The organism is Phenylobacterium haematophilum (genome assembly GCF_014196295.1).
In the GTDB taxonomy this organism is placed as follows: domain Bacteria; phylum Pseudomonadota; class Alphaproteobacteria; order Caulobacterales; family Caulobacteraceae; genus Phenylobacterium; species Phenylobacterium haematophilum.
In genome coordinates, this window is record NZ_JACIDK010000003.1 from 48,843 (window position 1) to 73,985 (window position 25,143).

Genomic DNA, 25,143 nt, shown 5'->3' on the forward strand with positions numbered 1-25,143 from the left:
CTGGGGAAGGCCGCCTTGGCACGCAGCATCGCGCTCTATCATCCGTCCGCCGGCGTGCGGCCGAAGCACAATCCGTTCGGCAAGGACGTCGCCAACGTCGAGCTGTTCAGGGCGGTGCTGCGCTATGGCGACGTCGATCGGGTGGACTTCCTGACCGGCGCCCAGGTGGCGGCCGCCGACCTCGTGGCGGGACTGGTTCCCGGTGAAGCAGTGCGCGCCCAGGTCGCCACGACCCACCTCCTCGACCAGGGGCCGCCAACCGCCGCCGGAGCGCTCGTGCGCGGGGTGCCCGAGCTGACCGACATGGCCTGGCTGCGCCGGCAGGTGGGGTTGGAGAACACCTACAGCCTGGTCGGCATGGTCCACACCCTGGCGCCGCTGGCGATGCGCGAGATGATCGCCAAGTCCGCCGTCGCTCCGATGCAGCCGTGGGACGCGCTGATCTGCACCTCGCCGGTGGTGCAGGCATCGCTGGTGGAGATGTTCGACGAGTGGACCGGCTATCTGGCCGACCGCTACGGCGGAACCAAGCAGATCCGCCCGCACTTGCCACTGCTGCCGTTGGGGGTGGAGGGCTCGGCCTTCGCCGCCCTGGCCGACCGACCGGACGTGCGCGCCGCTACCCGCGAGCAGATGGGCGTTAGACCCGACGACGTCGTGATCATGTGGGTCGGGCGGCTGTCTTTCTTCGAGAAGGCGTTCCCCCAGCCGATGTTCCGCGCCGCCGAGGAGGCGGCCAAGGCGACGGGGGGCAAGGTGCACTTCGCCCTGGTCGGCTGGTTCCCGAACCCGGAAGATCATCGATCGATGTACGAGGAGGCGGCGGCGGCCTACGCCCCCTCGGTCGCCGTGCACTACCTGAACGGCAACGACGCGGCCGTGGTCGGGGCCATGTGGGCGGCCGGGGACATATTCCTATCGCTGGTCGACAACATCCAGGAGACCTTCGGGATCACGCCGCTGGAGGCGATGGCGGCCGGCATGCCGGTGGTGGCCAGCGACTGGGACGGCTACCGCTTCACGGTGCGCGACGGGATCGACGGCTTCCTGGTGCGCTCGCTGGGCGGGCCGGTGGGGGCCGGGCAGGGGATGGTCAACCGCCACCTGCACATGGGGATGACGTACCAGTCCTATGTCGGCTCGGTGGCCCAACACACGGCGATTAATGTCGGCGACGCGGCGGCCCGCATCGGCGAACTGATCGCCTCTCCGGAGCTGCGCGCCAAGATGCGCGAAGCCGGCCGCAAGCGCATCCGCGAGACCTTCGATTGGAAGGTTGTCGTCGCCGGCTTGCAGGAACTTCTCGCTGAGCTCGAGGCGATCCGTCTGGCCGCTCAGCCGGAGGAGCTCAAATATAAGCGCAATCCGACCAAGACCGAACCGTTCGGCGCCTTCGCGCGGTTTGCGACCCAGGTGCTGGCGCCCGGCACTCGCGTGTCGGCGCGGCCCGGCGTGACCCTCGCCGATCTGGAGCGGACGCAGAACATCCGGCTCGATCACTTCGCCGCCAACTGGCGCGCCTCGCCGCAGGACAGCGCCGTCATGCTGGGCCGGCTGATCGCCGAGGGCGAGCTGAGCGTGCGCGACCTGGTCGCGCCGTTCCCGAACGGGCGTCAGCAGCTGCTGGGCATGTCCATCGTCTGGATGTGCAAGCTCGGCCTGCTGGACTGGCGATAGGCCCTATTCGGCCGCGGCCTTGAGCCCGGCCGGCGCCCGCGAGCGGTGATAGGGGCGGTCGCCCAGCACCGTGGCGCGGTTCATGATCCGGCGATGGGGCAGGTAGTCGTTGACCGCATAGTGCTGGGTCACGCGGTTGTCCCAGAAGGCGATGGCGTTCGGGCTCCAGCGCCAGCGGACCAGGAATTCCGGCTTCTGGATGTGCTCGAACAGCATGTTCAGGATCGCGTCGCTCTCCTTGCGGCGCAGGCCCTTGATCCGGTCGGTGAAGCCGAAATTGACGAACAGCCCGTCCTCGCCGGTTTCCGGGTGGGTGCGGATCACCGGGTGCAGCACCGGCGGGTGCTCGGCCACCGCCTTGGCGTGCTTGTCCTCGCCGGCGCCCTTGGCGACGATCCCGCGGGTGGGAAAGCCGCGCGCAAAGTCGTGCACCGCATCCAGCCCCGACAGGAATTCGCGGAAGGCCGGTGAAAGCGCCTCATACGCCGCCTTGGAGTTCGACCAGATGGTGTCGCCGCCCGAGGGCGGCAGCAGCTTGGCGTAGAGGATCGAGGCCATCGGCGGCGTCTCGATGAAGGTTACGTCGGTGTGCCAGCTGTCGTTGTCGGTCGGGTTGTCCTTGTGGTTGTCGAGGATGAACAGCTCCGGCGCCTCGGGCACCCCCGGATAAAGCGGATGGGTGTGCAGCGCGCCGAACCGCGCGGCGAAGTCGCGATGCTGGACCGGGGTGATGTGCTGGTCCTCGAAGAACACCACCTGGTGTTTAAGGAACGCCTGGCGGATTGCGTGCAGCAGGTCGTCGCTGACTGGCTGGGCGAGGTCCACGCCTTCGATCAGCGCCCCGATGGTCGGGGTCAGAGGGGTCACCTTGAACTGGGCCATGTCGCGTTCTCCGCCTGCTCGCCGCATCTAAGCGCGGGGCAGAGAACGGCGCTACTAGAGTCCGAAGGCGCGGCTCGCAGAAAAGATCGCCAGCCCTACCAGTCCGCCTACAAGCGTGCCGTTGACGCGGATGTACTGCAGGTCCTTGCCAACCTGCAGTTCGAGCTTGTCGACCACGCCCTTGGTGTCCCAGCTGGCCACCACCTGGGCGACGAAGCCGCCGATTTCGTGACGGCGCGGTGCGATGACCTGGCGGGCCAGTATCCGGGCCCACTCGTTCAGGCGGGCCTGTGCGGTCTCTTCGGTGTGCAGCCATTCGCCGAGCGCGGTCAGCATCTGCTCCAGCCGCTCGGTCAGGCCTGCGCCGTCGCCGTCGGCCAGGCGCTGTTCGATCTCGCGCCAGACGCCGGCGGCCTGTTCGCGTAGGGCCGGGTCGGCCAGCAGCTTGGCCTTCAGGTTCTCGCCTTTGGCGATCAGCTCGGGGTCATGGGCCAGACGGTCGATGAAGGTCTCGATCCAGGCCTTCAGCTCCTGGCGCCAGGGGTGGTCGGGTTCGCGCATCTCGACGAGCAGTTCGCCAAGCCCGGTGGTGACCTTCTGGGCGATCATCTTGTCGATGAACTTCGGCATCCACTTCCAGGACTTGGCCTCGACCTTCTGCTGGATGGTCGCCTCGTTCGCCTCGAGATAGGCCGCGAGCTTGTCGAGGCCCCAGTCGAAGGCGGCCTGGGAACGACCCTCGTTCCAGAAGGCGGCCAGCAACTTCGAGGCGGTGGGGGCGGCCGGCACGGCGCGGATGGCGGCGACCGCGGCCGAGCCGGCGGTCTCGCGAAGCATGTCGCGCGGCAGCACTTTGAGGATGGTCGGGACGAGGGCCGAGAGACGCCGGGCCAGGCGCCGCGCGTGGCGCGGCTGGCGCAGCCACTCGCCGCCCCAGCGGGCGACCTCGATCTGCTTCAAGCGGCTGTCCAGCACGTCGACGGTCAGGAAGTTGTCCGCGATGAAGCCGCCGAGCGCCTCTCCGATCCGGTCCTTGTTGCGCGGGATGATGCCGGTGTGCGGGATCGGCAGGCCGAGCGGTCGGCGGAAGATCGCCGTCACGGCGAACCAATCGGCGCAGGCCCCGACCATCGCGGCCTCCGCAAAGGCGCGGACATAGGCCAGCCATGGCCAATGGTCGTCGGCGCGGCTGGCGGCCACGAAGACGATCGCCATCGCCACCAGCAGCCCGGTGGCGATGGCCTGCATGCGCTTCAGCTCACGCAGCTTCAGTTCGTCCCGCGACGCGGCGGTCGCGATCGTGCCCGCAGCCATGCCGGACTAGATCGCAGCGTCGGCGGGGTGGCTCTTCTCGTCCTTGGCGGCCTCGTCCTTGCGGGCTTCGGTCTCCTTTCGCCGAGCCATGGCGGCCGAGATGTTGTCCGCGGTCTTGCGGATGGTCTCGGTCAGTTTGGCGTCGAACTCGTTGACGCTGCGGTTGAAGGCCGAGTCCGGGCCGAGGCTGTCGGTGATCTTGCGGCCGAGCACCGACCACTCGTCCTGCAGCTTGCGGGCGATGGCGTCGAAGTCGGCGCCCGCGCCGGCCCCGATCTTCTCGCCCAGCGCGGTCCGCGCGGCGGCGGCGATGAAGCCCGAGCGGCTCATGCCGCGGGTTTCGGCGGCCTGGTCGATACGCTTGAGCAGCCGCTCGCCGATCGAAATGTTGACGCGCACCGGGGTGTCCTCGACCGACACGTCGACCAGGAACGGGACGACCCCGGCCTCGACCGTGACGGCTTCGAGCGCGGTCGGCTTGGGCCAGTCGTGGCCGTCGTCGGCCAGGCGCTGCAATTCCTTCAGCACCGTTTCGCGGGCGGCGACGACCAGGGCGGCGATGTCGGCGCCCTCGACGGTGAGCCCGGTCAGGTCGGGGAAGCTGGCGCTGTAGCCGCCGGCCGGAGCGCTGCGGGCCAGGGCGACGAAAACGAGGGTAGTCATGGGGAGGATCCTCCGCGAATAAACGAAGAATAGACGTTGTGTAGTTTTGCGCAAATTCAAGCCGGCGTGTGCGACTTGGCCGCAGCCCCCGGAATCATGCGATCAGGCGGCATGCCCAGCCCGCCCGGATTGCCCGATTTCGACCTGCCGATGATCTTCGGCGACGCCATGGCCGGACTCGGCTTCCAATCCGGGGTCGCGCGCCTAGCCTTCGCCGCCAACGTCGCGGACGAAGCGGGCGAGGAACACAAGGTCAAGTCCGGCTACCTGATCCTGACCCCGAACTGCATGCTGGAGCTGCGCAGCCAGATTGACCAGATCCTGACCGAGCTGGAGCGTCAGGGCGTGATCAGCTTCACGCCGGATCGCCTCGACGGCTAGGGCCGAACCGCGGCCAACCGTTCGTAGAACTCATCGCCCAGGCGGACCTGGCCGGAAGCCGTCAGGTGCACGCCGTCCGCCGGCTGGCGCTCAAAGGGATCGGTGTCGGTGAGCGTGGTTTTGGCGTCGCGGCCGGCGACCCGCGCCTGGGCTTGCCGCACCGTTTCCCAGCCGGCCGGTCCGGGACGGTCGATCTGCCCGATCTGCACGATGGTGTCGGCGTCGCCCCAGCGGGCCCGCACCTGAGCCACGAAGGCGGCGAGATTGGCGGCGTAGGCGCGGGACTTGGCCGGGCTCTGCGCGTCGGTCTCGCCCTGCATCCACAGCACCGCCCGCACGCGCGGGGCCAGGCCCTGGGCGGCTAGGGCGGCCTTGGCCGCATCTATCTCGGCGGTGGCGGCGTCCCAGAGGTCGCCGTGCGAGGACGGCGACCAATCGCGGGCGGCCGGGTCCGGCGCCAGCCCCGTCTCCCCGCGGGCGTACTTGACCACGTAAAGCGGCGCGCAGGCGTGGTCCTGGCGCCAGCGGTAGGCGAACTGCGACTCAGGTCCCCAGGTCTGCGGATTGTTCGGAGCGCCGGTGTTGGCGGCCGGTTGCAGCGGGACGAAGGCGCGGGCCTGCGGGCTCCAGATCTGGGCGGAGCCGGGCGCGATGAGGTGGGATGGCAAGTCGGCGGCGCCCAAGGTGTAGCCAAGCGCGTTCGATTGGCCGGCGACGATAATCATGGCCGGCAGGCAATCCGGGGCGTTGAAGGGGATATCCAAGCGCTTCCTGTTTACTGAACGCGTGCGAATACGAATTGTATAGTGAAGGCGAGCGACCTGTTCGACCAGATCCAGTGCGCCGGGGAGGATATGGCATGACAGGTTCGAGTACGCGCACGGTGAGTCCGGGCCTGATCGTCGCCATCTGTTTCGGCATCGCCGCCCTGGAGGGCTACGACATCCAGGCCTTCGGGGTGGCTGCGCCGCATATGGCGCCTGACCTCGGTCTTGGGCCTTCTCAGCTCGGCTGGGCGGGCAGCGCGGCGATGATCGGCCTTGTGATCGGGGCGCTGTTCGGCGGCTGGGCTGCTGACCGCTACGGCCGCCGACCGGTGCTGCTGGGCTCGGTGGCGTTGTTTGGGCTGTTCTCGCTGGCCACAGCTATGGCGACGAATTTCGAGACCCTGACCCTCGCACGGCTGGCCACCGGCCTCGGGTTCGGCGGGGCGATGCCCAACCTGATCGCCATCGCCACCGAGATCAGCCCGCCAAATCGACGCGCCCTGACGACCACCAGCATGTTCTGCGGCCTGCCCGTCGGCGGGGCGCTGGTAGCCCTGGCCGCCCAGGTCGGCGAGGCGGGCGGCGTGGACTGGCGAATGCTGTTTATGATCGGCGGCGCCCTGCCGCTGATGCTGGTGCCGGTGGTCTACTTCCTTCTGCCCGAGACTCGTCCGGCGCGCGAGGGCGACGGCGCGCCGCCGGAGATGCTGACCGGCCTGTTCGGCGGGGGGAGGGGATTGGCCACGATCCTGATCTGGACGGTGTTCGCGCTCGATCTGCTGGTCACTTACCTGCTGCTGAACTGGTTGCCGCTGCTGGTCGTGGCCAAGGGCTTCTCGCCGGCCGAGGGCGCGGCCGCGGCTTTTGCATTGAACCTGGCTGCGGTTGTCGGCTCGCTGGTGCTGGGCTGGGCGGCCGACAAGGTCGGCTATCGCTGGCTGTTGATCGCGGTGTTCGCGGGTCTGGCGGCCGCGCTCTACGCCCTGGCGGAGGCGACCGGCCTGCCAATGATCCTGGCGGCGTCAGCGGCGGCCGGCTTCACGGTGATCGGCGGGCTCTACGTGCTCTACGCCCTGGCGCCGAACTACTATCCGCCGCAGTTCCGCGCCGCCGGCGCAGGCGCCTCGGTGGCCGCCGGGCGGCTGGGTTCGATCGTCGGGCCGCTGATCGCCGGCCATCTGCGGGCGGTCGGCTACGGTCCCGGAGAGGTGCTCAGCGCGCTCGCGCCGGCCGCGGCGGTGACGATGGCGGCGGTGTTCGTGCTGACCACCTACGCCAAGCCCTACCGCGACGACTGAGCCCGGCGCGCGGCGCCCGCGGCGGCGAGGGCGGCACGCTGTACGCCGTCAGGCAGGGTGGCGAACCAGGCCTGGGGCGAGAGCTGCTCGGCCACCCGGCGCTTTCCGGCTTCCGACAGGCGCGCGGCCAGCTCACGGTCGGCGCGCAGGCGGCGCAACGCCTGGGCGGCCGCCTCGACGTCCGGATCGGCCCAGGTCTGGCCGCGATAGATGCCCTGCGGGTCGTCGACGGCGATCGGCTGCGACGGGATCACCAGGGAGCAGGTCTCGTCCATGAAGTCGACATTGCCCGACCAGCCGGTGCCGATCACCGGCGTGCCGAGCGCCATGGCCTCGGCCATGGTCAGCCCGAAGCCCTCGGCCCGGTGCAGCGAGATGAGCACGTCGGCCGAGGCGATCAGGCTCTTCACCTGGGCGTAGGGCCAGACGACGTCCAGGACCTCGACATTGGCCGGCGCCTGGGCGCGCAGGCGGGCGAGGAAGTCGGGGAAGGCCGCGCCGTTCTGCGTCTTGATCACCAGCCGGGCGGTCGGGTCGTCGGGGAAGGCCTGCGCGAAGGCGGCGATCATCGCCTCGGGGTTCTTGCGCGCCGCCGAGGACTTGAAGTCGAACAGGGTGACTGCGGTGAACCGCTCGTCGCGCCGCGCCGGGACGACGTCGCGATAGTCTTCGATGAACAGCGGATGCGGCACCACGCGCACCGGGGCCTTGGCGCCGGTCAGGGCCGCGCCGGTGAAGGCGCTGGGAACCCAGACCTCCTCCAGGAAGGCGGCGTCCTTCAGCCAGGACTTCGGGGCGCGCGGCAGCTCCCAGGCCCAGTACCCATAGCGGGGCCCGCGGACGTTCTTGGGACCGAGGAAGGCGAGCGCCGCCAGCAGCTCGGGGGCGTTGACGTGAAAGATCCAGGGGCCGGGCGTGCGGGCCGCCTCCGATCCGCCGATCCAGTCGAGCTTGGCGCCGGCGATGTCCACCTGCTCGACCGGGGCGCCCAACGCCTCGAAGGCGCGGACCGCCAGCTTGGCGGAGGCGGCGATGCCGTAGGAGCCGCCGAAGTCGCCGACCACGCGGATCGGGCCGGCGCTCGTTTCTGCGTCGTGCGGGGCGCGGGCCTGATGGCGGACATAGGCCTCCAGCGCGGGGCCCAGGATCGGCTGGGCCAGGCGGCGGACAGGTTCTGGCGTCAGCGCGCGCCAGGCGCCGCGGGCCGTGGACAGCAGACTCATGCGCTGGCGGACTCCCAGGCGACGCCCTGCGCCAGCAGGGCCACGGCGTCGGCGGCGATCAGCCCCGGCGCGGTGCGGAACACGAGCTTGCCGACGCGGGCCGGCGGATCGGCGGGCGCGCCCTGGGGCGTGCGGAAGCGGCCGGCGCCAGCGTCGAACACCAGCGCCTCGCCGCCGGCGGCGTCGGGCGTCCAGCGCTCGACCGCCAGCAGGGTGTTGATGGCGCCGGCGGCCGGCGCGCGGCCGGCCTCGGCCGGCTCGCGGCGCACCGACAAGCGGGCAAGCTCGAACACCGGATGGCTGTCGACGGTGAGCGGCAGGGCCGCGACATCGACGCCGTATTCGGCCAGGCCGCCGCCGATCAGCCAGCGCAGGAAGCCGAAGCGGCCCTTGAAACTGGTCAGCGGGAACAGCCGCTGCAGGTCGCCCCGGCTTTCCCAGATCGACAGGAACAGGCGCGGGAACGGCATGCCGCGGGCCAGCTCGCGCACCGGGGCGTTGAACCCCGAGCGCAGCGCCGTGCCGACCCACTGCGGCCAGGCCGCGCGGTGGGCCAGGCCGTAGGCGGCGAAGCGGAGCTTGGCCTCGGAGAGGTCGCCGGCCACCTGGCGGGCGGCGCGAAGCGCCAGCTCCGGCTCGGCGAAAGCCTCCGGCGGGGCCAGCCGCGCGGAAAAGCGGCCGTCAATCGATTCCGGGCCCAGCAGCCAGGCCTTCAGCCCGGCCTCGTCGGCCGCGAAGCGGTCGCGCAGGTCGCGGCGCGCATGAGTCAGGGCGCTGATGGCGGGCGCCTCGGCCGCGCTGGTCAGCCAGCTGGTCAACTCGGCCGAGCCGCTTAGCCAGGGGCCGTCGAGGAGACCGCCGCGCGGCTCGCGGATCACCTCGCCGGGGCGCACGGCGGCCCAGGCCTCGGCCGCCGATGTCAGGCCGCCGCCGAAGTCCTCGCCGGCGCGGGCCGCGGCCAGCATCCGGCGACGGGTCTCGCGTGTGACGAGCTCGCCTGAAGGGAAAGCCCGATGGGCGTAGGGAATGGCCGAAGCCTCGACATGGCCGTTGCGCAGCAGCGCCTGGGCGTAGTCGGCGAGCAGGGCGGCGAGATCCGAGCGCGGCGTGACTTTGATGCGGTCCTGGTGCTTGGAGAGCAGATCCGGCCGGGTCGGGTCGAAGCCGGAGAAGTGGAAGAAGGTCAGCGGCAGGCCATCGACGCTCCAGCCGTCCGACGTGCGGGCGACCTGACGGCCTTCCAGGTTCCAATAGGCCAGGTTCAGGGTCGGAGTGCGCAGGATGGCGAGATCGCTGACCAGGCCCGGCGCCAGGTCCATCCACTTCTGGTCGGTGAACAGGCCGGCGGCGAAGTCGACGCGGCAGTCGAAGCGCAGCTTCTCGGCCCACCAATCGAGCAGGTCGAAGATCTCGGGCTCGGCCCGCATCGCCGCAAAGCCGAGGTTGAAGGACCCCGACTGAAGGATGACATGGTCGTTGGGGCTGGCTTCGCCGCGCAACGGACGGGTGGTGTGAGGGGTCAGCGCCAGCGGGGCCTTGGCCAGGCCCTCGCGCACAGCGTCGAGCGGCCGGTAGACCCAGATGTCGGGGTCGAAATAGGCGCCGGAGGTCACGCCCTCTTCCGCCAGCAGGGCCTTGAAACACAGCGGCTTGACCGCGGTGTTCAGCTCCAGCGCGTCGTAATAGGCGCACATGGCCGCGAAGTCGGGCACGACGGTCGCGGCGTCGAGGGTGCGGATGCCCGGGTCCTTGAAGGCGATCGGGCCGTCGGTGGTGACGACGACGCGGCGGATGCCCGGTTCGGCGCGCGCCAGGCTCTCCATCAGGCTGGCGGCCTGGGCGGCGTAGTTCCGCGAGACGATGGTGAAGATGAAGTCCAAGGTCGCTCCCCGGGGCGTCAGGCGGCGGCCAGCAGTTCGTCCAGCTTCTTGACGTCCATGATCGGCGAGGCGACCCCGCTTTCGATGCGCATGACCTTGTTGCAGTAGAGGCGGATCAGTTCGAGGTCGTGAGAGGCCAGCACCAGGATGCCGGCGCGCTCCATCAGTTCCAGGATCCGCTTGTGGGCGATCTTCTGGAAGTCGGCGTCGCCGACGGCGATCCACTCATCCATCAGGATGACGTCGGCGTGGACGGCGGTGGCGACCGCGAAGGCCAGCCGCGCCTGCATGCCGGCCGAATAGGTCTTCAGCGGCATCGCCAGGAACGGGCCGAGGCCGGTGAACTCGCCGATCTCCTGCATCCGGTCTTCGATCTCCTTGGCGGAGAGGCCGGCGATGCGGCCGCGCAGGCGGATGTTGTCGAGGCCCGTCGCCGACGGGTCGATGCCGAGGTTCAGGTCGAGCATGGCGGCGATCTGGCCGTGCACGTCGATGGTGCCCTCGTCAGGCTCGTAGGCCCCCGCCAGCGCGCGGAGCAGGGTGGTCTTGCCCGAGCCGTTGTGGCCGATCAGCCCCAGCCGGTCGCCGGAGCGCAGCTCGAGATTGATGTTCGACAGCGCGGTGACCTCGGTCGCGCCCATGCCGGTGCGGCCGAGCTTGCCGCCCACGGTGATGCGCGCCAGATGCTTTTTCAGCGACTTGGCGTCGACCCCGTAGACGGGGAAGCGCAGGGTCAGGTCGGTGACCCGGATGGAGACCTCGGGGCCCTTCATAGGTAGTGCACGATCCGTCGACGGGTGAGGGCGAAGGTGGCGAAGGCGCCGGTCCAGCCGGCCACCGCCAGAACCACCATGAAGATGTAGGTGCGCGGATCCACGACGTTGCCGAGCAGCGGCGCGCGGACCACCTCGAGCAGGTGATAGAACGGGTTGAGCACCAGCACGGCGTGGTCGAGCAGGCGCCCGCCGGGGAGCCAGAACACCGGGGTCATGAACATCGCGAACTGCACGACCGAGCCGACGATCTGCGGGATGTCGCGGAAGCGGGCAGAGGCGATGCCGGCCGCCAGGCTGATCCAGGAAATGTTGACCAGCAGCAGCAGCACGCCGAGCGCGCCCATCAGCACGTCCGTCTGGCGCCAGTGATCGTAGTAGACGAGCACGCCGACGATGATGATCAGGTGGTGCGCCAGGTTGATCACGTTGCGCATGACCGTCCGCCACACGAAGGTGAACATTGGAAGCGAGCTCTGGCTGAGGATGCCGGCAGCCTGCACGAAGGTCTGGCAGCCCTCGAGAATGACGTTGGCGATCAGGCCCCAGACGACGATGCCAAGTGCGACATAGGGGATGAACTCGTTGACGGGGACCTTGAACAGGTTCGCGTAGAGGAACCCGATCCCGGCCACCATCAGGCCCATGGACAGTGTGATCCAGAACGGGCCGAGGATCGATCCGCGGTAGCGTGAGACGACGTCGTGCTTGGCCAGCGACCAGGCCAGGCCGATGCGGTCGAGCGAGGCGCGCAGGTCGGCGAACGCCATGCTGAACTCGTGCATGGCCCCGCGCCGTCCGGTGCGAACCATGTGTTGTGCGGATTGCATTCAGTCTCCCGACCAAGGGCGCGCCGACGCACCCGCCGTCTGTGGCGCTCGCCGGTGGGTAACAGGTCGCATTTTGCGGCGCAAGCATGGCGCCGGACGCGGAATCCAAAGGAAAATCCGCTCCGGCGCAGGTTGCGAGCGGTTACAGCTCGCTTTCGTCCTCGAACGGCGGAGCGCTGGTCTTCATGTGGGCGTGATCGGCCCGGTACTGGTTGAAGTGGCGGCGATCGGCCGGCGAGGGCTGGGCGGTCTGGCGCACCAGGCCGCCAGCCTCCAGTTCGGCGGCCGAACGCTTGCGGACTACGAACTCGATCCCGCATTCGCCGATCGGCGTCAGGGTCTGGTCGTAGCGCGGCAGGTCGTAGCGGAAGGTCGAGTTCAGCAGCGCCACCTTCTCGACGTCGGCGGCCGGGCCTAGGTCGGAGAGGATCTCCAGCACGTTGATCGAACGGTCCGACCAGGACTTGGCCTTCAGCATCGTGAAGGTCCATTTGTGGTCGCGGTTATGAGTCGAGGGGAAAAGGCCCTGCTCGTAGAGGTCCTCGTCCGGCACGGTGACGACCAGGAAGCCGCCGGGCTTGATGGCGCCGAACCAGGCCTTCAGGCCCTGGCGCGGATCGACCAGGTGCTCCAGGCAGTGGCTGGAATGGACGAAGTCGAGGCTCTCGGGCGCCAGGCCTTCGAGGAACTGGGCGTCGCCGTCCTCCCAGTCCCAGACCCGCACGGACTTCAGGCCCGGGAAGAACGGAACGTAGAGCGACAGCGGGTCGGGCTTGCCGCCGATGTCCAGCCCCTCGCCGACGAACCAGCGACGGGTGAAGTTCGGGTCGGCCATCCGCCGGACGATGGATTTCGAAAGTTCTTTCAAGGTCTTGATCCTATCGTACGTCCCAGGATTCCGCACCGGTGGCGGTGAAGCGGGCGGCCTGGGCCACGCCGCCGAAGCCGCCGAGCAGGCGCTTGAGCCCCTCGCGACGGGTCGGGTCGACGAGGAACATCATGAACCCGCCGCCGCCGGCGCCCGACACCTTGCCGCCGAACACGCCGAAGCTCTTGGCCGCTTCGTAGACGGAATCGATCATCGGCGAGGACATGTTGTGGGCGGTCTGCTTCTTCAGGCTCCAGCCGGAATCGAGCAGCGCGCCGAACCGCGGCAGGTCGCCGGCCACCAGCGCGTCGCGCATCTCGAAGGCGCTGGCCTTGATGGCGTGCAGGCTCTCGATCGACTTGGGGGCGTGACTGCGCATGTTGGCGGTCTGCTCCTCGATGATCGCGGCGGATTCACGGCTGACCCCGGTGAAGTAGAGGACCAGGCTGGCCTCCAGCTCCTTCATCACCTTGTCCGGCACCGCAACGCTCTCGACCTCGACGCGGGCGGCGTCGAAGAAGCGCATGAGGTTCAGGCCGCCATAGGCCGCCGCGTACTGGTCCTGGGCCCCGCCGGCGAGACCCAGTTCGCGCCGCTCAATGTCGAACGCCAGCGTCGCGACCGCATGGGCGTCCATCGACAGGCCCATGAACCTGCGCATAGCCTCCACCATCGCCACCACGAGTGCGGACGACGAGCCCAGGCCCGAGCCGGGCGGGCAGTCGGCGTAGGAGACCAGGGTGAGCGGCAGGGCGCGGCCGCCGGCATGATCGGCCATAAACCGGTTGTAGACGCCCTTCAGCAGCCTCAGCGGCTCGTCGGTCGGCAGCGGCGCGATCGCGCTTGCCTGCCAGGTCTGGTCACGGTCGGCGGCGACCAGCCGGACCTGATCGTCGTCGCGGGCCTGGACGGTGACATGGGCGAACAGGTCAATGGCCGCGTTGAGCACCACCCCGCCGTGTTCGTCGCAATAGGGCGAGACGTCCGTGCTGCCGCCGCCGAAGCCGAGACGAAGGGGGGCGCGGGCGCGCACCAGTTCATGACGCATGGGGGGCGATCTGATCCCGACCTGACTGACTGCGATGAGTGGCGGGGTAGTCGCCACAGGCCAGCTTGGCAACCATCATCGGCGCCACAGATCCGCCGGGCGACTCGCGGCAATATCTTCCTTGCGACTCTGGCGAGAGCCCAGACGGCTATCTATCTGGGCTGTGGGCCGCCCAATCCTCCCCCTCGGGGGCGCTCGGAAGTTTCGTATGAAATCCATCCTCAACATTGCGAGTGCGGCGGCCATCGCTCTCACCCTTTCGGCCTGTGACCAGCCCGCGCCGTGGGCGCGCGCCGCCACGGCCCCCGAACCGGCGAAGATCGCGCTGAACCAGCGTTCGCAGGTCGTGGCCTGGAACGACGACGCTCAACGATTCGAGATCAACGGCGCGCCGCTGAAAGCCGGCCGCCTCTGGACCTTCGACGGGTCGACCGAAGGCTTCGTGGCCGGCGGCGGCGAAGTGCTGCCCGCCAGCCCAACCGGCATGGACCTGCGCAACGGCGGAACCGACTCGATGCTGCGCTCGCCCAAGGGGCTGGGCCTGGACGGCAGCCGCTATTCCCTGGTGCTCGTGCGCCTGACGCGCACGCGGGCCGGAGCCGATTGGGACGGCTCGATCTTCTATTCGACCGCCGCACATGGAGAGGCGGGCGAGTATCACGCCAAGCCGCGCGACGGCGCCGACCCGGCGGTCAACGAGACCGTGGTGCTGGTCTACGACATGGCCAACCTGAAGAAGGGCGGCGACGACTGGACCAATTCGCTGATCGACCAGATTCGCGTCGACACCGACGACCAGGCCGGCGGCGGCTTCGTGGTGCACCAGATCGCGGTCACCGAGAACCCCGGCGTCACCGCGCTCGCCCAGGCCCCAATCGGGCCGACCGCCATCGCCCAGCGCTAAGGCGTCTCAGGCCGCCTGTGCGGCGGCCAGTTCCTCCATCCGCGCCACGTAGCGCAGGCCGATCGCCCGGGCGCTGAAGTTCGTGCGGATGTGGCGGCGCGCGCGCTCGCCCAGCGCCCGTGCCCAGGCCGGATCGTCAAGCAGGCCGCCGATCAGCTCGACCGCGTGATCCACCGACGGATCGGCCCAGACCTGGCCTTCGCCGAACAGGTACGCGCCCTCGGCGACGGGGATCAGGTCGCAATCGACCAGTAGGCTCGTCTCCGGGGTCATGAAGTCGAGATTGCCCGAGTAGTTGGTGGCCACGGCCGCGCGGCCCATGACCATCGCCTCGGCCGGCCCGCGGCCGAAGCCTTCCGAGCGGTGCAGCGAGACGAAGGCGTCGCAGCAGCGGACGAGGTTCTTGATCTCGTTGTCGCTGAGTTGGCGGGTGATCGCCTGGATCTGGCCGCCCATGGCCTTGATCCGCCGCTCCAGTTCCTTGCGGGCCGGGGCGCCGTCGTCGCCGCCCTTGTACTTCACTACTGCGTGCAGCGGCGCGTGCGGCCGCTGGGCGACCAGCTTCTCGAACGCTTCCAGCATCGCGAACGGATTCTTGCGCTCGGCGTAGGACGAGAAGTCGAAGAAGAACAGGCAGACGAAGGCGTTCTCGGGAATGCCGAAGTGCCGACGGCCGAGGAAGGACGACATCGTCAGCTCGACCGATAGCGGCATGTGCGTGATCGGCCGGGTGGTCGCCGCGGCGACCGCCTCCTGGATGAACCGCGACGGCGCCCAGACTTCGTCGAACCGGTCGAGGATCTTCGCCCAGGGATCGGGATACTTCGCCAACTCCCAGGCGGGATAGATGATGTTGTAGGCGCTCTGGAAGGCGGGACCTGAGCCCAGATGTTCGAGCACCCCCATCGCCTGATCGACCTCGTCGGCGTTGATGCAGAAGAGGTTGGCCTTGGGGCTCAGCTTCGGAACGATATGGCCGGCGAACTCCCGCTCGAAGTCGGGGTCCTTGCCCCGGTCCATGCCGTAGATGTCGATGACGCCGGGCGTGGCGCCGGCGGCGCGGAAGGCGCGGAAGGCCGAACGCACGTGCTCGGCCATGCCGATGGCCGAGAACGGATGGCCGACGAGGACGAGGTCTTCAGGCGTCATGACTTGTCCAGCAGATCGGCGTCGGCGGCGTTCTTGACCGCTTCCAGCCAGGCGTGGCCGAAGCGCTGGTCGGGCTCCAGGTGCGCGCCTTCGCCCCATTCGTTCCAGGCGTTGATGAAGACGATCCGCTCTTCGCCGAAATTCTGGCGACGGGTCTCTTCGAACATCGCTTCGGTCCAGGCCTGAAAAGCGCCCGGCGTTGCGTGCTGATAGTTCCAGCCGCCGTCCTGCCGGCGGGGCGTGTTGTCCCAGGACGGCATCACCCCGCGGAAGCGCTTGTGGCCCAGCGGCTCGGTCCCGAGATAGTTGCGGACCATCTGGCGATAGTCGTTCACGCGCCCCTCGAAGCGCGCGTTGTAGAGCGGGCCGGGCGGATGGATCAGCGCGCCGTTGCCGGCCGGCGGGAACTCCACCGAGGCGTCGAAGCCGATGTCGGCCGGGTCGCTCTTGCCGCCGGCCTTCTCGAAGCTCTCGACGAACGCCAGGTAGATCTCGCCGATCCCGGCCTGGCGGCAGTGGTTGCGCCAGGCGTCCGCCCAGGCCTTGGCGTCCGGCAGCAGGCCGGGACGATAGATCAGCACCAGCGGCTTGCCGTTCACCCGGATGTAGTTCGGCCGTTGCAGGAACGGCTCCATCTCGGCGATCGAGGCCTCGGCGTCGCCTGGCTCGTAGGTCTGAGCCAGCAGCACGTCGCGCTCCTGGCCGTCCCAGGTGCGGGTCCAGTTCTCGTTGGCCCAGCAAAGGCAGAACGGGAAGTCGTCGGCGTTGCTGTCGAGCAGCGGCTCCAGCGGCGTCTCCAGGATCCGCCGCCCGCCGGTGAACCAATAGAAGTAGTGGCAGAAGCCGCCGATCCCGTAGCGGCTGGCCAGCTCGGCCTGGCGGCGCATCGCCTCGGGGTTGGACAGGTCGTAGAAGCCGAGATCGGCCGGCACATGCGGCTGGTAGTGGCCGCGATAGTTCGGCAGCGCCCGGCTGACATTGGTCCACTCGGTGAAGCCCGGGCCCCACCAGCGGTCGTTCTCGGCCACGGTGTGGAACTGCGGCAGGTGGAAGGCGATCGTGCGGACGCGGTTGAGGGCTTCCAGCCGCTCGCCCCAGCGCTCGACGAACTTCTGCTGGTTGCGCGTCGCCAGCCGGTGCTTGTAACCGCTGTCGATCGAGTTGGCGGTGATGCTCAGGTGGTGGACGATCGCCGAGGTCGGCTCGTAGATCACCCGCAGGCCCCGCTCGCGCAGCCGGAAGCAGAGGTCAGCGTCCTCGCAATAGGCCGGCGCGAAGGTCAGGTCGAAGCCGCCAAGTTCGGCGAACACCTCGCGCCGGACCATCAGGCAGGCGCCTGAGGCGTAGTCGACCTCGCGCCGCACGTTCCAACGCGGCAGCTCCGGGTCCTCGAACAGGCCGATCATCTCGGCCGCGCCGTCGACGCCGATCCGGGCGCCGGCCTCCTGCAGACGGCCGTCGGGGAACAGCATCTTCGGGGCGACCGCGCCGACGTCTGCCTCTTCGACGAACGGCGCCAGCAGCGCCGGCAACCAGCCCGGCCGCACCTGAACATCGTTGTTGAGGAACACCAGGAACTCGCCGCGCGCTTCGCTGGCGGCCCGGTTGCAGGTGCGGATGAAGCCGAGGTTCTCGGGGTTCGAGATCAGCTTCAAGCCCCGGACCTTGGCCAGCACCTTGGCGGTGTCGTCGCTGGAGGCGTCGTCGATGACGATGACCTCGACGTCGTCCAGGTCGCCGCAGCCCTGCAGCGCAGCCAGGCATTCGAGGGTGAAGGTCAGGTTGTTGTAGGCCGGAATGACGATCGAGACCTTCGGCGCCGTCGGCGCTGCGAAGGCGAGCTCGGCGGCGGCCTTGTCGACGTCGCGGGCCTCGACCTTGATCAGGTCGAACGGCTTGACGCGCACATCGCCGATCGCCCGTTCGCGGATGCGTTTACGGGCGGCCTTCAGGTCGCGATAGGCCTGGTTGTCGTAAGCGCCGGCGTCGCGAGCCCGGCCCGCGGCGCGCAGCTGTTCGAACAGGCCCGCCTCGCCCTGCGGCCGCGCCACGGTGGCGCCGGGCTCGGGCTTGGGCGTGCGGCTGAGCGCCCAATGCTCCAGCGAGGAGACCGGCTGCTCGGCCGCCTGCGGATTCTCCAGCAGATAGGCGATCTCGTTGAAGTCGGCGGCCGGCGAAACGCCCTCGAACGCGCCTTCGGTCAGGTAGTGCACCAGCGGATGGGCGCCGGCCGGCAGGTCGGCCTGCTGGTCGAGATAGTAGGCGGTGTCGAAGTGGATGCTGGGGTCGCGCCGCTCCTCGAACCCGTAGGCCAGGAAGTGCGCCAGCGCGCTGGAGCCCATCGGCGCGGCGTCGCGATACCGGTCCATGTACCAGCCCGGATCGAACAGCGGATGCGGGCTGCGGCCCTCGCTGGCGCCGCTGGTGACGTAGTGCAGCAACGGGGCGGCGTCCGCCTCGGCCACGTCCGGGTTCATCGCCAAGTACCAGACGCCGCTGAACAGCGGATGCGGCTCGTAGCCCTTGCGCCAGCCCTCGCGCAGATAGTGGACCAGCGGGTTCTCGCCGCTGTCGGCGACCTCCTCCGACTGGCCGACATAGTAGCGGACGTCGAACAGCGGGTGCGGGTCGTAGCCCTCGGTGACCCCCTTGTGCAGGTAGTGCTGCAGGGTGGTCAGGCCGGTCGCGGCGACCTTCACCGCATGGCGGCTGCGATAGTCCTTGAGGTCGAACAGCGGGTGCGGCGCGCGCCCTTCCTGGTCGCCGGCGACCAGGTAGTGAGCCAGCGGCGCCCAACGCGAGCCGCGCAGGTCGTCGTTGTTCTCCAGGTACCAGGCCTGGTCGAACAGGGCCTTCGGGTTGGCCCCGCCGTCCGGGCCGGCGCGGACATACCCGATCAGGCCGCGGGCCGGGCCGCCGTCGCGGCCGAGGCCGCCCTTCAGCTTGAAGTCCCAGACGCCCGAGCGCGCGATCAGCGCCGCGCGGCCGGGCCACTTGGCGCGGGCCAGCATCAGGTCGATGCGTTGCTCGGTCGGCCCCTTGTCGGCCAGGCCGACACGACGGGCGGCGGCTTTGCAGAAGCGGTTCCAGCGATCCTCGGCGACCACGCGCCGCGCGCGGTGCAGGTCGCGGCGGCGGGCGAGCAGGGCTTCGGCCGCGTTGTCGGGGACGGGTGTTTGGGTGTCGTTGGCCACGGTCGAGCTTCTCGGGCGCGCTGCTTAGCGGCCGGCCAGGGCCGTGTCGACCACGGCCTCGATCTTCGCGCGTTCCTGCCGCAACGTCGCCAGTTCCCGCTCGAGCGTCTTGATCTGCCGGTCCTGCACATCGCCCAGCTGGCGTTGATAGAGCAGTTCGGCGCGGGTCGAATCGAGTGTGCTGGTCACGGGCGTGACCAATACTCCCATCTGAGACTTCATTTGGGCGATCTGGGCCGCAGCGCGCTCCAGCGGGGCGCGATCGGGCGCTTCCCCCGCCGCCGCGGCGGTGAACCAGTCGAGCACCTCCTGGGCCATGGCGCCGACCATCGGCACGTCGGCGAGGGCGCCCATGCCGTCGTTGTGACGCAGATCCTTGGTCAGGAACCCGTCGATCTCGCGTGCGGAATGTTCCGTCAGGCGCGGCAGCGGCGCGCCCAGCGCCTGCTCCATTCGCACCACCTCGGCCCGCCAGTCGGCCAAAAGACCGTCATAGGAGACGAAGGCCCGCGGCAGGTCGCGGGAGCCGGCCTCGGCGGCCAGCATGTAGAGCGTCCAGACCAGCACCGATTTTTCGACCGGGAAGGCGTCGCGGCGGGCCAGCGAGCCGGCGACCGCCAGCGGATGGCGCACAGGAATGACCACGCGGGCGGCGACCTCGGCCCGCTCCAGCACCGCGCGCCACATCGGCAGCAGCACCGAGACGCGGGGATCCTTGAGCAGCGGGTGGATCGCCTCGCCGAACTCGGCCTTGAAGAGGTCGACCGCCCGCGCGGTCCAGTCGGCTTCGGCGTCCGGCGCCAGCGGCGCGTAGGGCAGGTTGAAGGGATCGTCCCAGGCGCTGCCGGCCGCGCGCAGGCGCTGGTCGTTGAACACCGAGATCTTCCACGGTTCGAAGTAGCCCTTGGCGTTGTGCTCGTCGCCCGGCATCACGTTGTCGGGCAGTTCGGCCCCGGCCAGGGCCAGCAGCTGGGCGGTCGCCGAGGTGCCGGAGCGGTGCATGCCGAGGACCAGATAGGCGGTCCGCTGGAAAGTCTGCTGCATGTCGCCTTTGTCTCGCTTGGACGTCCTCGTCGGTCCTGGGCCGATCGCCAAACCGGCGTTCTCGCCGCGATTTCAACCCGGAACCGCCAGGCTCTGGCGTTCCGCTGTATGGCCGCTCGCGCCGCGCTGCAAGGCCGACGCGGTTGATCGAGGGCCCCAACTGATGCAAACCCAGGCTTGGCGTCGCACGGAAAGATCGCACATGGCCGCCGCGGCCTCACCAGATCGCGCCCATCGTCTGCTGGTGGTGGCGATGGACTTCGACTTTTACCGCCAGGCTCATCCCGACCTGACCTATGCGGACGTGGACCCGGCTGGACACTACGGCTTAGCGGGCTGGCGCGAGAGCCGCGACCCGGCGCCATGGTTCTCGACCGACGCCTATCTCGAGCAGAACCCCGACGTGGCCGCTGCTGGGGTCAATCCGTTCGTGCACTATCTCCTCAGCGGGTGGCGCGAGGGCCGCGAGATCGCGCCGTCGATCAGGGCCGGCGATTATTTCGCCATGCTGGACGGCGCCGGCGGCGGGCGGATCACCGCCGCGGAGCACGAGGCGGCCGCCCAGTTCTTCGATCCCGCCTACTATCTGGCCATGAACCCGGACGTCGGCGCGGCGGGCGGCGATCCGCTCGACCACTTCCTGCGCCTGGGCTGGCGCGAGGGCCGAGATCCCAGCTACGATTTCTCTGTCGCCGATTATCTGGAGCTGAACCCGGACGTCGCCGCCAGCGGGCGCCATCCGTTCATTCACTATGTCGTCCAGGGACGCGACGAGAACCGGGCGACCAAGGCCGACCACGGCTTCCGCCAGCAGGTGCTGGCAACGCTCAAGCCGTTCTCCGAGCGGCTGGCCGATGCTCGCCGCTGGGCGCGGCCGGTGGACATCTCGGCCGCGGGGCGGCTGGCTGACGCCCTGCGTGGCGCACCCGGGCAGGGCCTCCACATTACCTTCAGCCAGGACGACTACAGCCGCTCGGTGGGGGGCTCGCAGCTCTGTGTGCAGCGCGAGTCGGCCGAGTTCGCGCGGCTGGGGCGCAACCATCTGCACATTCATCCCGCCAACGGCTGGCCGACGGTTCGATCTGGGGCCACCGAGACCCCGATGGGGGTGCTGCTCAACGGCGAGCGCGTCGGCGCCTTCACGCCGGCGGCCATCGCCGAGGCCCTGCGCACCGTCATACCGCCGGGGCCGCGCAGCTTCGCGATCCACAACATGCTCGGCCATTCCAGCCGCGACGTTATCGACATCGTGCGCTCGGCCGGCCTCAACAGGGGCTGGTTCTGGCTGCACGACATGGGCAGCCTCTGCGCCGGCGTTCATCTGCTGCGCAACGACGTCGAGAGCTGCGGCGCGCCGCCCGCGGACAGCGCGGCCTGCGGCATCTGCGTGTACGGTCCGGCCCGTGCGGCCCATGTGCGCGAACATCAGCGGCTGTTCGAGCGTCTCGACCTGACCATCGCCGCGCCGTCTCAGGTCGCCCTGGACGCCTGGCGGGCCGGCGGCAGGCTCGAGGCGATGAACGAGCGGGTGCTGCCGCACGCCGAACTGGTTCCGACGTCGGAGCCCGCCGCCGCGGCGGCCGCCGAGCGGCCTTTCCGCTTCGCCTTTCCCGGCACGCCGTCGGTGCACAAGGGATGGCCGATCTTCCGCCACTTGGCGGCGCGCTTCGCCGACGATCCGCGCTACGACTTCATCCACCTGGCCAGCAAGCCGGTGGCCGGGTCGCTGGCGCGGCACCACCCCGTGACGGTTACGGCGGCCGAACCGCTGGCCATGCGCCAGGCGCTGCTCGACCTGGAGGTCGATGCAGCTATGGTCTGGTCATTGTGCCTGGAGACCTTCTCCTTCGCCGCTTATGAGGCGGCGGCGGCCGGCGCGGCGGTGATCACGGGGCCTGACAGCGGTAACGTCGCCGCCTTCGTCCGCGACACCGGACACGGGCTGGTGCTCGACGACGAGCATTCGCTGGAAACGCTGTTCGAAAGCGGCGCGATCCTGGAACTCGGGCGCGGCGCGCGCCGGGGGCAAACCTTCGATCTCGCCTTCAGCAGACTGACCGCCGAGTTGGTGGAGCCATGAAGGTCACCTGCTTTTCCAGCTTCACCTTCGCATACCTCGATCGCGCCCGCGTGCTGTACGCCAGCCTGCGCAGGTTCCATCCCGACTGGACCCTGGTGGCGCTGATCACCGACGTGCCGCCGCCCAGCTTTCATCTGCGGCTGGCGGAAGAGCCGTTCGATCAGGTGGTCTACGCCCACGAACTGGACATCGCCGATTTCAAGTCGTGGCTCTTCAAGCACGACGTCGTCGAGGTCTGCACCGCCGTCAAAGGCCCGTTCCTGCACCAGGCCTGCGAGTCAGGCGCGGACGCGGTGATCTATCTGGACCCCGACACTGCGCTGTTCGGAAGCCTCGATCCGCTGCTCGCGCGCCTGGAGCACAGCGACATTCTATTGACCCCGCATCTGCTCGACGCGAATACCGAGCGGCAGGCGATCCTGGACAACGACCTTTCCGCCTCGCGGACTGGAATCTTCAACCTCGGCTTTGTGATGATCCGAACCCACGGGGAGGGCGCGCGCTTCGCCAGCTGGTGGAAAGATCGGCTGCTGGAGTTCTGTTATGACGACATTCCGGCCGGCCTGTTCGTGGACCAGAAGTGGTGCGACCACGTCCCGGCGCTGTTCGACCGCGTCGGCGTGGTGCGCGACCCCGGCTATAACGTCGCCAGCTGGAACATCAGTCAGCGGACGGTCGAGATCGGCCGCGACGGCGCCATCACGGTCAACGGCTCGCCTCTGCGGTTCTGGCACTTCACCAAGCTCGGGGCGACCGGAGACACGATGACGCGGCGCTATGCGGGCGACAATCACGCGGTCTACGAGATCTGGCGCTGGTACAAGGAACAGGTCGACGCCGCGCGCGATCCCATCATTCCCGAGCCCTATTGGGCCTATGGCGCCTACAGCGACGGCACTCCGATCCAGAAGGCGCATCGCCTGATCTGGCGCGGCCGCGCCGATCTGCGGGCGCAGATCGCCGATCCGTTCGGAGCTGAGGCGGGCGGCTTCCTTTCCTGGCTCCGCGCGGAAGGCCTCGCCGCTTGACAGGCCGGCTTCAGCACCTGACACGAATGCCGAGAATTATGGAGGGCCGGGCCATCATGGCGGCCGACAACGGGGGCCCCGCGGCCCTCGACGATACCCAGACGACCGGCGCCCTGATCGACAAGGTCGAGGCCTTGGCGCGGCGGTGCGCCACCCTGCTGGGCGCCAGCCAGCGTGTTTCCGCAGAGAGCGGCCTTAGCCGTACGCGGCTGGGCTCGGCGCTCGCCGAAGCGCTGCTCGCCCGCGAAGCGCTGGAAGCTGAGGCCCGCGAACTGGCGCTCACCGGGTATCGTGCGGTCGCGCGGCCCTTCGCCCGGCCGCGGCGCTACAATCGGATCGCGCGGCGCATCGATTCCGCGCTCGAGCGCCTCGGCGCCTTCGGGCGGGCGGCGATCATCGCACGCTCGGGTCTTTGGCGCGCCAGCGGCGGCGGACTGAACGCGATGGCGGCCTACACGCGGCGAGGGGGCGATCCCTCCGTGCAGCCGCCGGCCTTGTTCGATCAGGCCTGGTACCTGCGGATGCGGCCGGACCTGGTTGGTTCGCGCACCAGCCCGCTGCCCCACTACCTGTTGCATGGCGCGGCCGAGGGTATCGATCCGCACCCGCTGTTCGATACGGATTTCTATCGGGCGCGGAATGCGGACGTGCTGGGCGAGACCGGCCTGACGCCGCTCGAACATTTCGTGCGCGCGGGCGCAGGCGAAGGGCGCGATCCGCACCCCTTGTTCGATGTCGCCTACTACCTTCGCCAGGCGCCTGATCTGATCGCCAGCGGCGAGAACCCGATCACCCACTATGCGCGCGAGGGCGCGGCGCGTGGACTCAGTCCGCATCCGCTGTTCGCCGCCGACTACTACGCCGAAGAGGTCGCCCAGGCAGGAGCGGCCGGCGCGCCGTCGCTGACGCACTATGTAGAGGTCGGGTCCGCCGCCGGTCTGAAACCGCATCCGCTTTTCGACCCGGCCTGGTATCGCGAGCAGCACCCCGACGTCGCCTCGGTCGAGCCCCTGACGCATTTCCTGCTGGTCGGCGGCGCCGAAGGCCGCAGTCCCGGTCCGTGGTTCGACACTGCGCGCTATCTGGGCCAGCGCGTGGGCGGGTTGCCGCCGGGCCGCAACCCGCTGCTCGATTACCTGCAAGGCGGCGCCTGGCGGATCAGCGAGCCGTGGCTCGGGTGCCCGGACGCCGACTTCCTGGACTTGGCTGCCGAGTACGCCGGCCGGGCCCTGACCCCTCTTGAGCAGTGGGCCCGCCAGGGCGGTGCTCAGACGCCCAGCGCCTGAAGCTGCCGCCAGATATCTCGGTAGTAGTCTTCGACATAGTGGAATGGGCTGAGGCCCCATCGATGGCGGCTGTCGGCCAACTGCAGCGCAGTGGGGGCAGCGACGCGGACAGCCTGCGGCAGGGCGGCGGCGAACGCCGCTTGATGATGCGCCAGCACCGCATTGTAGTCGTCGATCCTGGCCGGTTTGCCCGTGAAGATTTCAACCTGTCCGAAGGGCCGGCGTGCCCCGGCCTCGTCGAGGTATTCGCTCGCCCACTGGGTCTCGTGCAGGATCAAGGCGGCTTCGGCCAACGGCGTCAACCGGAGCAGCGCCGCCATGTGGTCGAGCCCGTGCCGCCAGATCAGGTCGCTGGCTGGGCTTGTGCGCGGAATGCTGCGAGCGCCGTCGAATGCGGGTTGATCGAGGTAGCCGCTGACGTCCAACTCCCAGCTGTGCGTCGCGATGCTGCCCTGCACGCAGACAAGATCCAGCCGCTCGTCGATGAAGTCGAAGACGATGTGGGTCGGACGATGCGCGATCAGCACGCCCAGGGCGCTCTTGTGTAGGTCGGCGACCATCGAGCGATGAGGAAAGGCCGCCAGCTCCGGCGGCAGGTCCTCGCTCAGGTCCACGCCGCGGATCGGAGGCGCGAACAAGCTCGGCAGGCTCGTGCGCGAAATATAGAGCAGGTCTTCCGGCGGCGCTTCGCCCACGATCGGCCACACATCGCGGGTAATGCAGCTCCCGATTACGGCGACCCTGGGCAATCCTTACTCCTCGCGCCTCAGGCGACGGCGATTGGAACTTCGACACGCGTCGCGCGAATTTTCACGTTTGCGAGCGCCATTGACATCCTTAAGAGGCCCGATCAT

21 protein-coding genes are annotated in these 25,143 nt (G+C 69.2%); 7 read left to right on the plus strand and 14 right to left on the minus strand.

Features of this window, described 5'->3' with window-relative positions:
* Window positions 1-15: 15 nt before the first annotated feature.
* On the plus strand, window positions 16-1,677 hold the full coding sequence (locus GGQ61_RS11175) for a glycosyltransferase family 4 protein (RefSeq protein WP_183772604.1): 1,662 nt from the start codon (window positions 16-18) through the stop codon (window positions 1,675-1,677).
* A gap of 3 nt (window positions 1,678-1,680) precedes the next feature.
* Here the strand turns inward: GGQ61_RS11175 and tauD are convergent, their stop codons facing one another.
* The 3 genes from tauD to GGQ61_RS11190 are packed head-to-tail and all read right to left on the minus strand — an operon-like array spanning window position 1,681 to window position 4,536.
* The gene (tauD, locus tag GGQ61_RS11180) at window positions 1,681-2,559 is read right to left on the minus strand and encodes a taurine dioxygenase (protein ID WP_183772606.1); all 879 of its coding nucleotides are present in this window, start codon (window positions 2,557-2,559) and stop codon (window positions 1,681-1,683) included.
* A gap of 54 nt (window positions 2,560-2,613) precedes the next feature.
* On the minus strand, window positions 2,614-3,873 hold the full coding sequence (locus GGQ61_RS11185; RefSeq protein WP_183772608.1) for a DUF445 domain-containing protein: 1,260 nt from the start codon (window positions 3,871-3,873) through the stop codon (window positions 2,614-2,616).
* A 6-nt stretch (window positions 3,874-3,879) separates the two neighbouring features.
* Window positions 3,880-4,536, minus strand: coding sequence for a type II toxin-antitoxin system HicB family antitoxin (locus tag GGQ61_RS11190; RefSeq protein WP_183772610.1), 657 nt, complete (start codon window positions 4,534-4,536; stop codon window positions 3,880-3,882).
* Window positions 4,537-4,647: 111 nt separating this feature from the next.
* Here GGQ61_RS11190 and GGQ61_RS11195 point away from each other — a divergent pair, with 111 nt between their 5' ends.
* Window positions 4,648-4,917: a hypothetical protein gene (locus GGQ61_RS11195; protein WP_183772612.1), complete on the plus strand. Its 270-nt coding sequence runs from the start codon at window positions 4,648-4,650 to the stop codon at window positions 4,915-4,917.
* Here the strand turns inward: GGQ61_RS11195 and GGQ61_RS11200 are convergent.
* The gene (locus GGQ61_RS11200) at window positions 4,914-5,681 is read right to left on the minus strand and encodes a sialate O-acetylesterase (protein ID WP_183772614.1); all 768 of its coding nucleotides are present in this window, start codon (window positions 5,679-5,681) and stop codon (window positions 4,914-4,916) included. The two genes, GGQ61_RS11195 and GGQ61_RS11200, sit on opposite strands and share 4 nt — an antisense overlap.
* A gap of 95 nt (window positions 5,682-5,776) precedes the next feature.
* Here GGQ61_RS11200 and GGQ61_RS11205 point away from each other — a divergent pair, with 95 nt between their 5' ends.
* The gene (locus GGQ61_RS11205) at window positions 5,777-6,982 is read left to right on the plus strand and encodes an MFS transporter (RefSeq protein ID WP_183772616.1); all 1,206 of its coding nucleotides are present in this window, start codon (window positions 5,777-5,779) and stop codon (window positions 6,980-6,982) included.
* On the opposite strand, the gene GGQ61_RS11210 is transcribed toward GGQ61_RS11205, so the two are convergent.
* From GGQ61_RS11210 to GGQ61_RS11235, 6 genes are all read right to left on the minus strand, one after another.
* Complete coding sequence (locus GGQ61_RS11210; RefSeq protein ID WP_183772618.1) at window positions 6,967-8,205, minus strand: glycosyltransferase family 4 protein; 1,239 nt, start codon at window positions 8,203-8,205, stop codon at window positions 6,967-6,969. The two genes, GGQ61_RS11205 and GGQ61_RS11210, sit on opposite strands and share 16 nt — an antisense overlap.
* Entirely contained in the window at window positions 8,202-10,085 is a 1,884-nt protein-coding gene (locus GGQ61_RS11215; protein WP_183772620.1) for a hypothetical protein, read from the minus strand. The genes GGQ61_RS11210 and GGQ61_RS11215 overlap by 4 nt, the downstream gene beginning before the upstream one ends.
* A 17-nt stretch (window positions 10,086-10,102) precedes the next feature.
* Complete coding sequence (locus GGQ61_RS11220) at window positions 10,103-10,858, minus strand: ABC transporter ATP-binding protein (RefSeq protein ID WP_183772622.1); 756 nt, start codon at window positions 10,856-10,858, stop codon at window positions 10,103-10,105.
* Window positions 10,855-11,688, minus strand: coding sequence for an ABC transporter permease (locus GGQ61_RS11225; RefSeq protein WP_183772624.1), 834 nt, complete (start codon window positions 11,686-11,688; stop codon window positions 10,855-10,857). Before GGQ61_RS11225 ends, GGQ61_RS11220 begins: the two co-directional genes overlap by 4 nt.
* Before the next feature lie 142 nt (window positions 11,689-11,830).
* Window positions 11,831-12,556, minus strand: coding sequence for a class I SAM-dependent methyltransferase (locus tag GGQ61_RS11230; protein ID WP_183772626.1), 726 nt, complete (start codon window positions 12,554-12,556; stop codon window positions 11,831-11,833).
* A 10-nt stretch (window positions 12,557-12,566) separates the two neighbouring features.
* A complete protein-coding gene (locus GGQ61_RS11235) occupies window positions 12,567-13,604 on the minus strand; it encodes a GHMP family kinase ATP-binding protein (protein ID WP_183772628.1) in 1,038 nt (345 codons plus the stop codon).
* Between the two features lie 208 nt (window positions 13,605-13,812).
* Here GGQ61_RS11235 and GGQ61_RS11240 point away from each other — a divergent pair, with 208 nt between their 5' ends.
* Window positions 13,813-14,508: a hypothetical protein gene (locus GGQ61_RS11240; protein ID WP_183772629.1), complete on the plus strand. Its 696-nt coding sequence runs from the start codon at window positions 13,813-13,815 to the stop codon at window positions 14,506-14,508.
* A 6-nt stretch (window positions 14,509-14,514) separates the two neighbouring features.
* Here the strand turns inward: GGQ61_RS11240 and GGQ61_RS11245 are convergent, their stop codons facing one another.
* The 3 genes from GGQ61_RS11245 to GGQ61_RS11255 are packed head-to-tail and all read right to left on the minus strand — an operon-like array spanning window position 14,515 to window position 19,895.
* On the minus strand, window positions 14,515-15,657 hold the full coding sequence (locus GGQ61_RS11245) for a glycosyltransferase family 4 protein (protein WP_183772631.1): 1,143 nt from the start codon (window positions 15,655-15,657) through the stop codon (window positions 14,515-14,517).
* Window positions 15,654-18,851, minus strand: coding sequence for a glycoside hydrolase family 99-like domain-containing protein (locus tag GGQ61_RS11250; protein ID WP_183772633.1), 3,198 nt, complete (start codon window positions 18,849-18,851; stop codon window positions 15,654-15,656). The genes GGQ61_RS11245 and GGQ61_RS11250 overlap by 4 nt, the downstream gene beginning before the upstream one ends.
* A gap of 24 nt (window positions 18,852-18,875) precedes the next feature.
* Complete coding sequence (locus GGQ61_RS11255; protein ID WP_183772635.1) at window positions 18,876-19,895, minus strand: sulfotransferase family protein; 1,020 nt, start codon at window positions 19,893-19,895, stop codon at window positions 18,876-18,878.
* Between the two features lie 202 nt (window positions 19,896-20,097).
* Between GGQ61_RS11255 and GGQ61_RS11260 the strand changes: the two genes are divergently transcribed.
* The 3 genes from GGQ61_RS11260 to GGQ61_RS11270 are packed head-to-tail and all read left to right on the plus strand — an operon-like array spanning window position 20,098 to window position 24,289.
* Window positions 20,098-21,975, plus strand: coding sequence for a hypothetical protein (locus GGQ61_RS11260; protein WP_183772637.1), 1,878 nt, complete (start codon window positions 20,098-20,100; stop codon window positions 21,973-21,975).
* Window positions 21,972-23,003, plus strand: coding sequence for a hypothetical protein (locus GGQ61_RS11265; RefSeq protein ID WP_183772639.1), 1,032 nt, complete (start codon window positions 21,972-21,974; stop codon window positions 23,001-23,003). Before GGQ61_RS11260 ends, GGQ61_RS11265 begins: the two co-directional genes overlap by 4 nt.
* 56 nt (window positions 23,004-23,059) lie before the next feature.
* On the plus strand, window positions 23,060-24,289 hold the full coding sequence (locus GGQ61_RS11270) for a hypothetical protein (protein ID WP_183772641.1): 1,230 nt from the start codon (window positions 23,060-23,062) through the stop codon (window positions 24,287-24,289).
* On the opposite strand, the gene GGQ61_RS11275 is transcribed toward GGQ61_RS11270, so the two are convergent.
* The gene (locus GGQ61_RS11275) at window positions 24,271-25,038 is read right to left on the minus strand and encodes a DUF6270 domain-containing protein (protein ID WP_183772643.1); all 768 of its coding nucleotides are present in this window, start codon (window positions 25,036-25,038) and stop codon (window positions 24,271-24,273) included. The two genes, GGQ61_RS11270 and GGQ61_RS11275, sit on opposite strands and share 19 nt — an antisense overlap.
* Window positions 25,039-25,143: the final 105 nt, after the last annotated feature.

What these genes read in the sequence shown, in the direction of transcription:
- GGQ61_RS11240 (WP_183772629.1), top strand. Translation starts at nt 13,813, where the DNA reads ATGAAATCCATCCTCAACATTGCGAGTGCGGCGGCCATCGCTCTCACC.
- GGQ61_RS11205 (WP_183772616.1), top strand. Translation starts at nt 5,777, where the DNA reads ATGACAGGTTCGAGTACGCGCACGGTGAGTCCGGGCCTGATCGTCGCC.
- tauD (WP_183772606.1), bottom strand. Translation starts at nt 2,559, where the DNA reads ATGGCCCAGTTCAAGGTGACCCCTCTGACCCCGACCATCGGGGCGCTG.
- GGQ61_RS11245 (WP_183772631.1), bottom strand. Translation starts at nt 15,657, where the DNA reads ATGACGCCTGAAGACCTCGTCCTCGTCGGCCATCCGTTCTCGGCCATC.
- GGQ61_RS11235 (WP_183772628.1), bottom strand. Translation starts at nt 13,604, where the DNA reads ATGCGTCATGAACTGGTGCGCGCCCGCGCCCCCCTTCGTCTCGGCTTC.
- GGQ61_RS11255 (WP_183772635.1), bottom strand. Translation starts at nt 19,895, where the DNA reads ATGCAGCAGACTTTCCAGCGGACCGCCTATCTGGTCCTCGGCATGCAC.
- GGQ61_RS11195 (WP_183772612.1), top strand. Translation starts at nt 4,648, where the DNA reads ATGCCCAGCCCGCCCGGATTGCCCGATTTCGACCTGCCGATGATCTTC.
- GGQ61_RS11190 (WP_183772610.1), bottom strand. Translation starts at nt 4,536, where the DNA reads ATGACTACCCTCGTTTTCGTCGCCCTGGCCCGCAGCGCTCCGGCCGGC.
- GGQ61_RS11265 (WP_183772639.1), top strand. Translation starts at nt 21,972, where the DNA reads ATGAAGGTCACCTGCTTTTCCAGCTTCACCTTCGCATACCTCGATCGC.
- GGQ61_RS11185 (WP_183772608.1), bottom strand. Translation starts at nt 3,873, where the DNA reads ATGGCTGCGGGCACGATCGCGACCGCCGCGTCGCGGGACGAACTGAAG.
- GGQ61_RS11210 (WP_183772618.1), bottom strand. Translation starts at nt 8,205, where the DNA reads ATGAGTCTGCTGTCCACGGCCCGCGGCGCCTGGCGCGCGCTGACGCCA.
- GGQ61_RS11220 (WP_183772622.1), bottom strand. Translation starts at nt 10,858, where the DNA reads ATGAAGGGCCCCGAGGTCTCCATCCGGGTCACCGACCTGACCCTGCGC.
- GGQ61_RS11260 (WP_183772637.1), top strand. Translation starts at nt 20,098, where the DNA reads ATGGCCGCCGCGGCCTCACCAGATCGCGCCCATCGTCTGCTGGTGGTG.
- GGQ61_RS11270 (WP_183772641.1), top strand. Translation starts at nt 23,060, where the DNA reads ATGGCGGCCGACAACGGGGGCCCCGCGGCCCTCGACGATACCCAGACG.
- GGQ61_RS11225 (WP_183772624.1), bottom strand. Translation starts at nt 11,688, where the DNA reads ATGCAATCCGCACAACACATGGTTCGCACCGGACGGCGCGGGGCCATG.